We start from the raw sequence: 12,494 nt of genomic DNA, 5'->3' as shown, positions 1-12,494 counted from the left end.
ACCTCGCAGGCTATCCGCGGCCGCCGACGACGAGCAGGGGCCCCGGGACCATGCCCGGCCGTCAGCGCAGGCGCGGGATGACGTCGGCGACGACCTCGTCGAGGACGTCACGCGTGCCGAGGAACGGCTCGGTCGGGCGTGGCCAGTGGGTGATGACGTCGGTGAAGCCCAGGTCGGCCGCGCGACCCACGGCCTGCTCGAACGTCGCGGCGCTCGACAGCGAGAAGGTCGGGGCGGAGTCGAGGTTGAGGTAGCGGGTGAAGCCGTCGGAGTCACGACCAGCCGCGTCGAGCGCCTCGTCGACCCGCCGGCTGTGGCCGGCCACCAGCGCCCACCACTCCTCGTCGGTGTCGGCGTTGCCGCCATAGGTCATCCACCCGTCGCCACGCTCGACGGCGAGGGCGATCGACCTGGGTCCGTTGGCCGCGATGACGAGCGGCACCCGGCTGCCGGTGTCGCCACCACGGACCGGTCCCGGGAGGGTGCGCACGTCGCGGGCGGCGTAGAAACGGCCGTCGACGGTGACGTGGTCGTCACGGAGGAGGCGGTCGAGCAGGCCGGTGAACTCGTGGAAGCGGGCGACGCGGTCGCGCAACGGGAGGTCCTCGCCCGTGATGCGGGAGTCGAGGTCGCCGCCCGTGCCGATGCCGAGGAGGAAACGCCCGCCGGAGATGTCGTCGAGGGCGAGCACCTCGCGCATGAACTGCACCGGGTGGTGGTTGTTGGGCGAGGAGACGAAGGTGCCGAGCCCGATGCGTTCGGTGACGGCGGCGGCCGCGGCGAGGGTCGGCACCGCAGCGAACCACGGTGACTCGGGAAGCCCGCCCCACGTCACGTGGTCGAAGGTCCAGGCATGGTCGAAGCCCATCTGCTCGGCCTCGCGCCACATGGGCTCGGCATCGGACCACGGGTGCTCGGGCAGGATCGCCAGACCGAATCGCATGCCACGACCGTAGCCTGTCGGGGTGACGACGAACTGGGACGCAGAGGCCGTGCTCGCCGCCTCGAACGAGTGGTCGTGGGTGCCGGAGGGCGCACCTCACGTGCGGAACGACGAGTACCTCGTCGTCGCCTATCCCGACCACTTCCTGACGCCGACGTCGGCGCGCGTCTTCGGATCGGAGCGCGACGCCTCCGAGCTCGCCGACGAGATCGCCGAGATCGCACAGCGGTTCGGCCGCGACCGCCTCTGGTGGCGGCTCTCGGAGCTCACGCGCCCCGAGGGGCTCGAGCCCGAGCTCGTCCGGCGCGGCGCGACGCTCGTGGACCGGATGGACGTCCTCGCCCTGCCGCTCGGAAGCGGCGTGCCCGACCTGGCGGTGCCCGACGACGTCGAGGTCCGCCGGGTGACGGACGCGCAGACGGTGCGCGACGCGATCGTCGTCGGCAACGACGCCTTCGGCGGCGAGGAGCCGACCGACGAACAGGTCGCCTCGTCGCTGGCCGAGGTCGAGCGCGGTCTCGACGACGACTCCGGCGGACGCTGGGTGGCCTACGTCGACGGACGTCCCGCGGGCACGGGCGGCTACACGCTCGCCGACGACGTATGCCGTCTCTGGGGCGGTGGGACCCACGGCACCTTGCGTGGCCGTGGGGCCTACCGCGCCGTCCTCGCCGCCCGCCTCGACACCGCTCGCGCCGCCGGGGCGACGCTGGCCCTCACCCACGGGGTCGTCGACACGTCGTCGCCGATCCTGCGGCGGATCGGCTTCACTCGCTACGGCGAGGAGCGCACGCTCGTCCTGGACCTCGCGTGAGCGCGGGATCGCCTGCGGCGCAGCACGTCTCGCTCGAGTGGGACGAGCGCGGCGGCGTCACGGTGCACATGGACGGGTCCCCTCAGTCGCACGTCCAGCCCGACGACCCGACCCTCCTCGTCTTCGAGTACGTCCAGCACCTCGCGATCGCCATCGACTCGATGCCCCCGGGTCCGCTCGGCGTCACGCACGTCGGCGGGGCGGGGCTGACGCTGCCTCGGTGGGTCGAGGCCACCCGCCCGGGGTCGCCGCAGATCGTGTGCGAGCCGGACGAGGCCCTCACCGAGCTCGTCCGTCGCGAGGTCCCGCTCCCCCGCCGGCACCGCATCCGTGTCCGCCCCGTCGACGGGCTGACCGGCGTCCGAGCGCTCAAGGACGCCTCCGCCGACGTCGTCGTGACCGACGCCTACGCCGGAGGCCGCGTGCCCGCGGAGCTCGTCGGGACGGCATACGCCCGCGACGTCGCACGGGTGCTCAAGCCGACGGGCCTCGCCCTCTGGAACCTCGCCGACGAGCCCGGAATGCATTGGGTCGCAAGGGTCGTCGCGACCGTGGCCACGAGCCTGCCCCACGTCGCGCTCGTCGCGACGCACGAGGTGCTCAAGGGTCGTCGGTTCGGCAACTCGGTGCTCCTCGCCAGCGCGTCCCCGCTGCCGCTGGAGGCACTGCGCCGCGACGTCGCTCGCGCCAACCTCCCGACCGGCCTGCGTGAGGGGCCCGCCCTGACACGGCTGCTCGCCGGCGCGAGGCCCTTCGACGACACGGGAATGCAGAGCCCGCCACCTCCCGAGGCGGGGAGGTGGCGGGCTCGCTGAGACCGTGAGGTCGGTCGCTCAGGCGCCGAAGACCGCCGGGAGCGTGAACTCGTGCGCCGACTTCAGCTCCGCCACGGACACGGAGAAGTGGCCGACGACCTCGAGGTCGCGTCCACCCGTGACACCGATGCGGGCGTGCGGCACCTCTCCGAGCATCGCCTCGAACTCGGCGGCGTGACCGGCGGGCACCGCGACGAGGGCCCGGGCGCTCGACTCGGAGAAGAGCGCCGTGAACGCGTCGAGCGGGTTGCCCTCCGCGTCGGCACCGACCTGGTCGAGCCCGTCGACCGTCACGCCGACGCCGTGGCGCATGCACGCCTCGGCGAGCGCGATGGCGAGCCCACCCTCGGACAGGTCGTGCGCCGCCTCGACGACACCGGTGCGGGCCGCCTCGACGAGCACCCGGCCGAGGGACTGCTCGGCCGCGAGGTCGACCATCGGCGGGAGTCCACCGAGGTGCTTGTGGATGACGTGCGCCCACTCGGACCCGTCGAGCTCGTCGCGCGTCGTGCCGAGGAGGTAGACGTGCGCGTCGTCGCTGCGGAAGCCCGAGCCGGACCGCTTGGAGACGTCCTCCATGACCCCGAGCACGCCGATGACGGGGGTCGGGTGGATCGCGACGTCGCCGGTCTGGTTGTAGAACGACACGTTGCCGCCGGTGACGGGGATCCCGAGGAACCGGCACCCCTCGGCGATGCCGCGGATGGCCTCGCGGAACTGCCACATGACGCCCGGGTCCTCGGGCGAGCCGAAGTTGAGGCAGTCGGTGACGGCGAGCGGGGCGGCCCCGGCCGTGGCGACGTTGCGGTAGGCCTCGGCGAGCGCGAGCTGGGCACCGGCATACGGGTCGAGCTTGGCGAAGCGGCCGTTGCAGTCGGTCGACACCGCCACGCCGCGCCCCGTCTCCTCGTCGACGCGCACGACACCCGAGTCGTCGGGCTGGGCGAGCGCGGTGTTGCCGAGGACGTAGCGGTCGTACTGGTCGGTGATCCACGACTTGTCGCAGAGGTTGGGCGAACCGAGGAGCGTCAGCAGCTGGGCGCGGATCTCGTCGCCCGACTCGGGCTTGGCCAGCTCGGCGGTGCCCGCCGCGTTGAGACCGTCGAGGTATGCCGGCCGGGCCAGTGGGCGGTCGTACGTCGGGCCCTCGTGGGCGACCGAGCGCGGCGGCACGTCGACGATGACCTCGCCGTGCCAGGTGATGACGAGGTGGTCGCCGTCGGTGACCTCACCGATCACGGTGGCCTCGACGTCCCACTTCTCGGTGATGGCCATGAACTCGTCGAGGTGCTTCGGCTCGACGACGGCCATCATGCGCTCCTGCGACTCCGACATGAGGATCTCCTGCGGCTGCAGGCTCGCGTCGCGCAGCGGGACGAGCGAGAGCTCGACCTGCATGCCGCCGTCGCCGTTGGAGGCGAGCTCGCTGGTGGCACAGGAGAGCCCGGCACCGCCGAGGTCCTGGATGCCGTCGACGACGCCGGCCGCGTAGAGGTCGAGGCAGCACTCGATGAGCACCTTCTCGGCGAACGGGTCGCCGACCTGGACGGCGGGGCGCTTGGTCGGGCCACCCTCGTCGAACGTCTCTGACGCGAGCACGGAGACGCCGCCGATGCCGTCGCCGCCGGTCTTGGCGCCGAAGAGGATGACCTTGTTGCCGACACCGGACGCCCTGGCCAGGTGGATGTCCTCGACCCGCATGGCGCCGACGCAGAGGGCGTTGACGAGCGGGTTGCCCTGGTAGCAGTCGTCGAAGACGACCTCGCCGCCGATGTTGGGCAGACCGATGCAGTTGCCGTAGCCACCGACGCCCGCGACGACGCCCGGCAGGACGCGCTGGGTGTCCGGGTGGTGGAGGTTGCCGAAGCGGAGCGGGTCCATGACGGCGATCGGGCGGGCACCCATCGACATGATGTCGCGGATGATGCCGCCGACCCCGGTCGCGGCGCCCTGGTAGGGCTCGACGTAGGACGGGTGGTTGTGCGACTCGACCTTGAACGTCACCGCCCAGCCGTCACCGATGTCGACGACGCCGGCGTTCTCACCGATGCCGACGAGGAGCTTCTCGCGCATCTCGTCGGTGGTGTTCTCGCCCCACAGGGAGAAGTGGATCTTGCTCGACTTGTAGGAGCAGTGCTCGCTCCACATGACGGAGTACATCGCGAGCTCGGCGATGGTCGGACGGCGCCCGATGATCTCGCGGATGTTGGCGTACTCGTCGACCTTGAGGCCGAGCTCGGCCCACGGCTGCTCGACGTCGGGCGTCGACGCGGCGTGCTCGACGGTGTCGAGCAGGGGCGCGGTCTGGATGTCGCTCATGCGGTGGCTGCGCTCTCGAGGGTCTGCTTGATGATCGAGGTGAAGAAGCCGCGACCGTCGAGGCTCGGGCCGTAGCCCTCCTCGACCGCGTGCTCCGGGTGCGGCATCAGGCCGACGACGTTGCCGCGCTCGTTGGTGATGCCGGCGATGTGGCGGTAGGAGCCGTTGGGGTTGCGCCCCTCGGCGTCGGGGACGTAGCGGAAGACGACCCGCCCCTCACCCTCCAGCGTGTCGAGCGTCTTCTCGTCGGCGACGAAACCGCCCTCGCCGTTCTTGAGGACGATGGTGATCTCCTGGCCGGCCTCGAAGTCGGACGTCCATGCGGTGGAGGCGTTCTCGACGACGAGCCGCTGGTCGACACAGTTGAACTTGCGGTGGTCGTTGCGGATCAGCGCGCCGGGCAGCAGGTGGCTCTCGGTGAGCACCTGGAAGCCGTTGCAGATGCCGAGGACGGGCAGGCCGCCCCGGGCAGCCGGCACGAGGGCGTCCATGACCGGCGCGAAGCGCGCGATGGCGCCGCACCGGAGGTAGTCGCCGTAGGAGAAGCCTCCGGGCAGGATGACCGCGTCGACGCCCTTGAGGTCCGCGTCACCGTGCCAGAGCGCAACGGCCTCGCCGCCGCACTCCCGCACGGCACGCGCCGCGTCACGGTCGTCGAGCGAGCCGGGGAACGTGACGACGCCGACCCTCACTGCTCGTCGTCCTCCGCCTCGCGCGACTCGCCGTCGGTCTCGTCGGCCTGGCCCGTCTCGCCGGACTCGCTCTCGCCGGACTCGCTCTCGTCCTGCTCACTCTCGTCGACCACGTGCACCGAGACGACGTCCTCGATGACGGGGTTGGACAGGAGGGTCTCGGCGGCCTCGCGGGCGGCGGAGAGGTGCTCGTCCGTGACGTCACCGTCGACGGTGAGCACGAAGCGCTTGCCCTGGCGGACGTCGGTGAAACCGTTGAACCCGAGCCGCGGCAGGGCGCCACCGACGGCCTGTCCCTGGGGGTCGAGGATCTCGGGCTTGAGCATGACGTCGACGACGATGCTTCCCATCAGTGGTGCTTCTCCCTGCGCTGGTGGGGGGTGGAGGCGTCCCCGCGGGACGGCCCGAGTCTATCGGGCGCCACGAGGGCACCTTGACAATGTCTCAGCGGGACTGCAGGGCGTCGAGCGCGACCGCCATCGCCATGCCGACGCGCCAGTCGATCGGCTTGCCGTCGGCCAGCGCCGGGAGGGCCACGTGGTAGACGTCCTTGACTCCGGCCCTCTTCGTCGAGCTGAGCCCGACGGCACCGTCCGGTGTCACGAAGTCGAAGTGGAAGAGGAACGGCCCGGGGAGGTCGCCGAGGACGGGGACCACGTCCCACAGCCGGCGCGCCACGGCGACCTTCGCGTTGCGCTCGCGGCCGACGAGCTCGCGTCCGTCCGGCAGCCCGAGCAGCCACGTGGAGTTCACGAGCGAGGCGGTGAACTGCTTCCTGAACCAGCCGATCGGCTGACCCTGGCTGTCCGTGACGTCGTAGGTCGACCTGAGGTCGATGCGCTTGCGGGCCTTGAACCCGAACAGCGGGTGCGTCTTTGCCGAGTCCGTGTAGAAGGTGACCTGCTCCTTGGCCGCCATCCGCTTCTGCTCGGCGAAGCAGAGCAGGCCGAGCTCCTTGCCGGACTCGTCCTGTCGGACGATCTCGTAGCGGTTGACCATCATGGTCAGCTTCTGGCGCAGCAGGTAGCGCTCGACGGGGACGTCGGAGAGGGCGTCGGCGACGGGCTCGGTCATGCGCCCAGCGTGCCACAGCGGCCGTCCCGGCCGATGGCGTATGCCGCCCGGCCCGGCGCCCGCCGCGCGTGCTCGCTGAGGCGCGCACACGCATACGACAACGCCCGGGACGGGCTGGCAGGGTGGCCGGGTGCCCCATGTCGTCCGCCCCGCGCTCCCCCGCGACCTCGACGGGCTGCCCGTCCTCGAGGCGGCCGCCGACGGCCTCTTCGCCGCGCAGGGCATCGGACCGTTGCCGCCGGTCACGACGACCGCGGACGAGCTCGCTCGGGCAGCGGCGGTCCTCGTCGTCGGGGACCCCGCCATCGGCTTCGCGCGGATGGAACGCGTCGACGGGCAGGCCCACCTGGAGCAGCTGGCCGTGCACCCGGCGGCAGGACGTCGAGGGGTCGGCACCGCGCTCGTCGAGGCCGCCGCGACGTGGGCGGCACTCCAGGGGTGCGAGACCGTGACGCTGTGCACGTTCGCCGACGTGCCGTTCAATGCCCCCTTCTACGCCCGGAACGGTTTCGTCGAGCTCACCGACCTCGGTCCGCAGCTCCGCGCACTTCGGGACGCGGAGCGGCGGCTCGGGCTGGACGCCCTGGGACGACGCGTCGTCATGCGCCGCGCGGTCGGGCCGCTCGCGGTGCTCGAGTACCTCGCGACCGGACTGGGCTCCGCGCTCGGCGATGACCTGCTGGGCCTCTACGCCCACGGCTCGCTCGTGGCCGGCGACTTCTCGCCCGCGCGCAGCGACCTCGACCTGCTCGCCGTCGTCGCGCGGCCACCCGACGACGCGATGCTCGCGGCGGTCGCACCGGTCCACGCAGCGCTCGAGGAGCGGCACCCGGCATGGCGAGGACGCATCGAGGTCGAGACCGTCGCACGCTCGACGGTCGAGGCGTACGCGTCCGGCCCGCCAGACGGACCGGAGGGCTCACGGACCGACTCGATCATGCGGATCAGCCCCGGCGAGGCGCCGCACCTCCTGCCGGCGACGTCGCACCGCGTCGTCACCTGGGCGACGGTTCGTGGGTCGGGTCGGGCGTTGGTGGGGCCGACGGCCGCCGAAGCGCTCCCGACCGTGTCGGCACAGACCGCGCGCGACGCTCTGATCGAGCACGTGCGCGACTGGCCGACGTGGGTCGAGGGGATGACGACCGTTGGCGCCCAGTCGTACTCGGTGCTCTCGCTGTGCCGAGCGTGGTGCGCGCTGGTCCGAGGCGAGCAGCTGTCGAAGCGGGCGGCCGCGGACGAGTTCGCCTCGGCGCGGCCGGAGGAGGCCGACCTCGTCCGGTGGGCGGGCGACTGGTGGTACGCCGGGGGCTCGGACGACGAGAAGGGTCGGTTCGAGGAGGTCCGTGCCTTCGTCGTGCGCACCAGCCGCGCCGTCCTCGACAGCACGGCGGGCGTCGAAGCCTGAGCCGGGGGGTCAGTCGGGCGCCAGCCGGGCGTGCAGGTGCATGTCGTGCCAACCGTCGGGATGGAGCAGCGCCGACCGGCGGGTGCCCTCGAGCCCGAAGCCGTTCTTGGCCGCGACCCGGCACGAGGGCTCGTTGAGCACCGAGTGCATGAGCTCGATGCGGTGGAGCCCCAGCACGAAGAGCCAGTCGGTCATGGCGGTGAGGGCGCGACCGGCCACGCCGCGGCCACGCCCCTCGGGCAGCACCCAGTAGCCCACCTCGGCGACACCCTCACCGAGGTGCAGGACGGGCAGGCCCACGCGCCCGACGACGACACCGCCGTCGACCACAGCCCACTCGGCGCCGGTCTCGGCCTGCCAGCGGTGCCACGCCCGCCCGCGGACCCACTCGAGGGCCTCATCACCCGTCAGGGTGCGACGGTGCCACCGCTCGATGGCGGGGTCGGCGTACGCCCGGACGAGGACGTCGGCATCGGCCTCGACGAACGGCCGCAGGTGAAGCCCTCCGCCTGCATCGATGACGGGCTGGGGCTGACCACTGACGGCACCGGCCCTGACGGCCACGGGAAGCGACGACATGGGGCCATCCTCGCAGGCGCCACCGACATGGGCCGGTGCGGGAGAACCCTTGGCAGACATGTGAATTCGATGTGGACAAGCATTGTCGGAGGCGCGACGACCATCTAGGATGGAACACATGTTCGAACACGCGACCACGGCAGACGTGGGGAGAGCCGACCTCCTCGGCGAGTCCGTTCACGCGTCCGCCGTCGCCGCGTCCACCCTGCTGCGCGAGGTGTCGGGCATCGCCGGCATCGACGGCAACGACCTCGACGACGCCGACCTCATCTCGGCCATCGACCGGCTCGAACGCGCCAAGGCTGCGTGCGCCGCGGCCCAGGCCAGGCTGACGGCACACTTCGTCGAGTCCCAGGCGCGGGCCGCGACGCGCCTCCGGGCGGAGGCTCAGGCGTGCTCCGACGCCGGCGACTTCGACGGCTGGGTGGCGGCCTGCGACGGGGCGCGCGACCTCGAGCTCGAGCCGGTGGCGGCCGAGACACCCGGCAGGCACCGTCGCCCGGCGCGGTCCGACCGTCGGATGACGCTGTCGCGCACCGGGGTGTCGGCGCAGGTCGGCCTCGCGCGACGGGAGTCACCGTCCCGGGGTGCTCGACTCGCGAACGCGTCGCTCGCCCTCGTGCAGCACCTGCACCACACCCTGGATGCGCTGGCCGCCGGCGTCCTCAACGAGCGTCGCGCCGAGATCGTCGTGCGCTGCACGAGCCACCTCGACCCCGAGCTCAGGACGCAGGTCGACAGCGAGGTGGTCGGGGCGCACCTCGACCTCACCGATCCCACCGCACCGGGCGGCGTCGGTTCCTGGGGAGACCGCGAGCTCGAGCGCCGCGTCCGCGCGTGCGCCGACCGCCTCGACGCCGCGGCCGCGGTCGAGCGGTGCCGGGTCGCCGAGAGAGAGCGCCGGGTCACGATCCGTCCGGTGCCCGACGCGATGGCCGTCGTGTCGGCGCTGCTCCCCGTCGCGCAAGCCGTCGCGGTCCACACCGCGCTCACTCGGGCCGCCCTGTCCGGCAAGGCAGCCGGAGACGACCGCGGCAAGGGCCAGCTGATGGCCGACGCGCTCGTCGAGCTCGTGACCGGGCAGGCCGTGGCCGATGACGTCCCGGTCGAGGTCCAGGTCGTCATCACCGACCGGGGTCTGCTCGCGGGAGGCGACATGCCGGCCCACGTGCCCGGCTACGGCCCCGTCCCGGCCCGCTGGGCTCGCGAGCTCCTCGCCCCCGGCCCGTCTGAAGACCGTCCTGGCGACGTGAGGGCGAACGTGTGGGTGCGGCGGCTCTTCACACATCCGACCACCGGCTCGCGTGGCGATGGACAGCACCAGGCGGCTCTTCCCGGCAGCACTGCGCCGCTTCGTCGTCGCGCGTGACGGCACCTGCCGCACGCCCTGGTGCGACGCAGCGGTCGCGCACGCCGACCACGTCCAACCTCACGCCGAAGGCGGTCCGACGAGCGCGGCCAACGGCCAGGCCTGTGCGTGCGATGCAACCTCGTCAAGGAGGAGCCTGGCTGGACCTCCGAGGTGCTCCACGACGGCCTCGGCCTCACCAGCGCTCGCCCCCACACGGTGCGGACCACGACGCCGACCGGGCACCGGTATGCGTCGAGCGCTCCCCCGCTGCTCCCGACGCGTCCACCCGGCTCACCACCGCGAGCCGGTCGACGAGCGCCGGCCGTGTCCGCCGTGTCCGCCGTGTCCGCCGAGGTCATCCAGCTCGAGCTCTACCGGCGCACCGACGTCGAGGTCGAGCTCATCGGCTGACGCGCGAGAGCACGAGCTTCAGCCTCGGCGCGCTCGTCAGGGTGAAGCCGGCACGTTCGTAGACGCGACGCCCCTCGGGAGTGGCGGACAGGTCCACGCGATCCGCGTCGATCGAGCGCGCCCACTCGACCACGTCGCCGACGAGAAGGGTCCCGAACCCGCGCCCGCGATGCTCCGGCACGGTGATGACGTTGGCGAGTCGCACGGCGCGGCCGCGCGGGCAGTGCGGGTTGGGTACGCCGAGCTCGAGCGTGCCGATCGCCGCCGCGATGACGACGCCGTCCACCTCGACCACCGGGAAGCGAGCGACCGCACCGTCATCGACGACGCGTACGAACCAGTCGTGCGCGTGCCGTCGCCAGGCGGCACCGTGACCGCCAACGCTGTTACCCCCGTCGTACACGAGCGCCCAGAGGGAGAGCAGTCGCGGGAGATCGGACGCCGTGGCGGCCCGGAGCCGCCCCGCCGACGTGTCCGTGCGGTCGCCGTTCAGAAGGTCTGCCCCGTGAGGCGCTCGTAGGCCTCGACGTACTTCGCCCGGGTCTGCTCGACGACGTGCTGGGGCAGCTCCGGCGGCGGGCCACCGGCCTTGCGGTCCCAACCCGACTCGGACGAGGTCAGCCAGTCACGCACGAACTGCTTGTCGTAGGACGGCTGCGAGTGTCCGGGCTCCCACAGCTCGGCCGGCCAGAAGCGCGACGAGTCCGGGGTCAGCACCTCGTCGGCGAGCACGAGCCCACCGGTGCCGTCGGGCGAGAGGCCGAACTCGACCTTCGTGTCGGCGATGAGGATGCCGCGCTCGGACGCGATCTCGTTGCCCCGGGCCAGGATGGCGCGGGTCAGCCGAGACACCTCTGCTGCGACCTCCGCGCCGAGCTCGGCCTCGACCTCGTCGGGTGACATCGGCAGGTCGTGCTCGCCGACCGGTGCCTTGGTCGTCGGCGTGAAGACCGGCTCCGGCAGCCTGGACCCGTCGACGAGTCCATCGGGCAGCACCACGCCGGACACGGAGCCCTTCTCGCGGTACTCCTCCAGCCCGCCACCGGTCAGGTACGCGCGAGCGATGGCCTCGACCTTGAGCATGTCGAGCCTGCGCACGAGCACACCACGCCCCGCCACGGCGTCGGGCACGTCCGTGGACACGACGTGGTTGGGCACGAGGTCCGCGAGCTGGTCGAACCACCACAGCGACAGCCGGGTCAGCACCGCGCCCTTGTCGGGGATCTCGGGCGACATCATCCAGTCGTACGCCGAGAGCCGGTTCGAGGCGACGAGGAGCAGCTGGTCCTCCACCACCTGACCGTCGTCGGCCAGCGGCGCGTAGAGGTCGCGCACCTTGCCGGAGTAGACGTGGAGGTAGCCGGGCAGCTCGAGCGGTAGATCGGTCACGCGCACAGCCTGCCACCTGGCCAGACGATCGGGCAGGGCGCGCTCGGGCGGAAGGGGCAGGTTCACGACAGGGCCTCCTTGAGGGCATCGATCTCGATCACGTGGACGAGGCTCTGACGAGCCCGGTGGAGCCGGGACTTGACGGTCCCCTCCGAGACGCCGAGCGCGTCGGCCGCCTGCGCCATGGAGCAGTGCGACCAGACGACGAGCTCGACCGCCTCGCGCTGCACCGCCGGGATCAGCTTCAGGGCGCGGCGCACCTCGCTCATCTGCCGCTCGTCGTCGACGCGCACCGCGGTGGAGGCGGCGTGGTCGGGCGACACGGCGCCTCCGGAGTCCGCCTCGATACGACCGTGCAGGAGCCGCTGCCGCCGGGCCGAGCGTGCGACGTTGGCGCACTCCTGCCCCGCCATGACGAGCAGCACGGCGCGGGCGGTCTCGGCCCGCAGTGGGTCCACCGTGCCGGCTCGCGCCCGTCGCCAGACGGCGGTGAAGGTCGCCTGAACGACGTCCTCCGCAGCCGCCCAGGACGCCGTGCGACGGAACGCGAAGTTGTAGACGGCATCGCAGTGGCGCCGGTACAGGTCCGTCAGCGCCGCGTCGTCCGCCTCGGCCAACCGGGACCACAGCCGGCGGTCGTCGACCGCCGGGTCGGCCTCGGCCATCGCCCCTCCTCGGCTCGCGATCATGGTGCTCATGCCA

General features: G+C 72.3%; 13 protein-coding genes and 1 pseudogene. 5 read left to right on the top strand and 9 right to left on the bottom strand.

The annotated features are described in order from the left end of the window. Positions 1-61 precede the first annotated feature (61 nt). The gene (locus ASD90_RS03885) at positions 62-943 is read right to left on the bottom strand and encodes an LLM class flavin-dependent oxidoreductase (protein ID WP_056751868.1); all 882 of its coding nucleotides are present in this window, start codon (positions 941-943) and stop codon (positions 62-64) included. 22 nt (positions 944-965) lie between these two features. Between ASD90_RS03885 and ASD90_RS03880 the strand changes: the two genes are divergently transcribed. Continuing rightward, complete coding sequence (locus tag ASD90_RS03880; RefSeq protein WP_056751866.1) at positions 966-1,757, top strand: GNAT family N-acetyltransferase; 792 nt, start codon at positions 966-968, stop codon at positions 1,755-1,757. A gap of 68 nt (positions 1,758-1,825) precedes the next feature. Further along, positions 1,826-2,572: a spermidine synthase gene (locus ASD90_RS03875; RefSeq protein WP_056754390.1), complete on the top strand. Its 747-nt coding sequence runs from the start codon at positions 1,826-1,828 to the stop codon at positions 2,570-2,572. An 18-nt stretch (positions 2,573-2,590) separates the two neighbouring features. Here ASD90_RS03875 and purL read toward each other — a convergent pair whose 3' ends face one another. The 4 genes and pseudogenes from purL to ASD90_RS03855 form a co-directional block, all read right to left on the bottom strand. Then, a complete protein-coding gene (gene purL / locus ASD90_RS03870) occupies positions 2,591-4,891 on the bottom strand; it encodes a phosphoribosylformylglycinamidine synthase subunit PurL (RefSeq protein ID WP_056751864.1) in 2,301 nt (766 codons plus the stop codon). Beyond that, the gene (gene purQ, locus ASD90_RS03865) at positions 4,888-5,583 is read right to left on the bottom strand and encodes a phosphoribosylformylglycinamidine synthase subunit PurQ (RefSeq protein WP_056751862.1); all 696 of its coding nucleotides are present in this window, start codon (positions 5,581-5,583) and stop codon (positions 4,888-4,890) included. The genes purL and purQ overlap by 4 nt, the downstream gene beginning before the upstream one ends. 101 nt (positions 5,584-5,684) lie before the next feature. Next, positions 5,685-5,933, bottom strand: a pseudogene (gene purS, locus ASD90_RS03860) (phosphoribosylformylglycinamidine synthase subunit PurS); the annotation flags it as partial. A 94-nt stretch (positions 5,934-6,027) separates the two neighbouring features. Next, complete coding sequence (locus tag ASD90_RS03855) at positions 6,028-6,657, bottom strand: hypothetical protein (RefSeq protein ID WP_056751856.1); 630 nt, start codon at positions 6,655-6,657, stop codon at positions 6,028-6,030. Positions 6,658-6,787: 130 nt separating this feature from the next. On the opposite strand from ASD90_RS03855, the gene ASD90_RS23330 reads away from it, so the two are divergent. Beyond that, complete coding sequence (locus tag ASD90_RS23330) at positions 6,788-8,062, top strand: GNAT family N-acetyltransferase (protein WP_157622974.1); 1,275 nt, start codon at positions 6,788-6,790, stop codon at positions 8,060-8,062. Positions 8,063-8,071: 9 nt separating this feature from the next. Here ASD90_RS23330 and ASD90_RS03840 read toward each other — a convergent pair whose 3' ends face one another. Beyond that, positions 8,072-8,641, bottom strand: a complete 570-nt coding sequence (locus ASD90_RS03840; protein ID WP_056751854.1) for a GNAT family N-acetyltransferase — start codon at positions 8,639-8,641, stop codon at positions 8,072-8,074. A gap of 118 nt (positions 8,642-8,759) precedes the next feature. Here ASD90_RS03840 and ASD90_RS03835 point away from each other — a divergent pair, with 118 nt between their 5' ends. Together ASD90_RS03835 and ASD90_RS03830 are read left to right on the top strand one after the other, a co-directional pair. Continuing rightward, entirely contained in the window at positions 8,760-10,010 is a 1,251-nt protein-coding gene (locus tag ASD90_RS03835; protein ID WP_056751852.1) for a hypothetical protein, read from the top strand. 108 nt (positions 10,011-10,118) lie between these two features. Beyond that, positions 10,119-10,403 carry a hypothetical protein gene (locus ASD90_RS03830; RefSeq protein ID WP_056751850.1) on the top strand — a complete coding sequence of 95 codons (285 nt, stop codon included), beginning with the start codon at positions 10,119-10,121 and terminating at the stop codon, positions 10,401-10,403. Here ASD90_RS03830 and ASD90_RS03825 read toward each other — a convergent pair. The 3 genes from ASD90_RS03825 to ASD90_RS03815 form a co-directional block, all read right to left on the bottom strand. Continuing rightward, on the bottom strand, positions 10,393-10,806 hold the full coding sequence (locus ASD90_RS03825; protein WP_200958527.1) for a GNAT family N-acetyltransferase: 414 nt from the start codon (positions 10,804-10,806) through the stop codon (positions 10,393-10,395). The genes ASD90_RS03830 and ASD90_RS03825 overlap by 11 nt on opposite strands. 86 nt (positions 10,807-10,892) lie before the next feature. Beyond that, the gene (locus ASD90_RS03820) at positions 10,893-11,798 is read right to left on the bottom strand and encodes a phosphoribosylaminoimidazolesuccinocarboxamide synthase (RefSeq protein WP_056754383.1); all 906 of its coding nucleotides are present in this window, start codon (positions 11,796-11,798) and stop codon (positions 10,893-10,895) included. A 56-nt stretch (positions 11,799-11,854) separates the two neighbouring features. Then, entirely contained in the window at positions 11,855-12,490 is a 636-nt protein-coding gene (locus ASD90_RS03815) for an RNA polymerase sigma factor (RefSeq protein ID WP_235506373.1), read from the bottom strand. Positions 12,491-12,494: the final 4 nt, after the last annotated feature.

Origin of the sequence: Terrabacter sp. Root181 (assembly GCF_001428505.1) — a bacterium.
In the GTDB taxonomy this organism is placed as follows: Bacteria; Actinomycetota; Actinomycetes; order Actinomycetales; family Dermatophilaceae; genus Terrabacter.
The sequence above is the reverse complement of the archived record's forward strand: the minus strand, read 5'-3'. Positions and strand labels throughout refer to the sequence as shown.

Excerpts from the sequence above, each read along its gene's own strand:
- ASD90_RS03885 (WP_056751868.1), bottom strand. The coding sequence starts at position 943 with ATGCGATTCGGTCTGGCGATCCTGCCCGAGCACCCGTGGTCCGATGCC.
- ASD90_RS03875 (WP_056754390.1), top strand. The coding sequence starts at position 1,826 with ATGGACGGGTCCCCTCAGTCGCACGTCCAGCCCGACGACCCGACCCTC.
- purL (WP_056751864.1), bottom strand. The coding sequence starts at position 4,891 with ATGAGCGACATCCAGACCGCGCCCCTGCTCGACACCGTCGAGCACGCC.
- ASD90_RS03855 (WP_056751856.1), bottom strand. The coding sequence starts at position 6,657 with ATGACCGAGCCCGTCGCCGACGCCCTCTCCGACGTCCCCGTCGAGCGC.
- ASD90_RS03840 (WP_056751854.1), bottom strand. The coding sequence starts at position 8,641 with ATGTCGTCGCTTCCCGTGGCCGTCAGGGCCGGTGCCGTCAGTGGTCAG.
- ASD90_RS03835 (WP_056751852.1), top strand. The coding sequence starts at position 8,760 with ATGTTCGAACACGCGACCACGGCAGACGTGGGGAGAGCCGACCTCCTC.
- ASD90_RS03815 (WP_235506373.1), bottom strand. The coding sequence starts at position 12,490 with ATGAGCACCATGATCGCGAGCCGAGGAGGGGCGATGGCCGAGGCCGAC.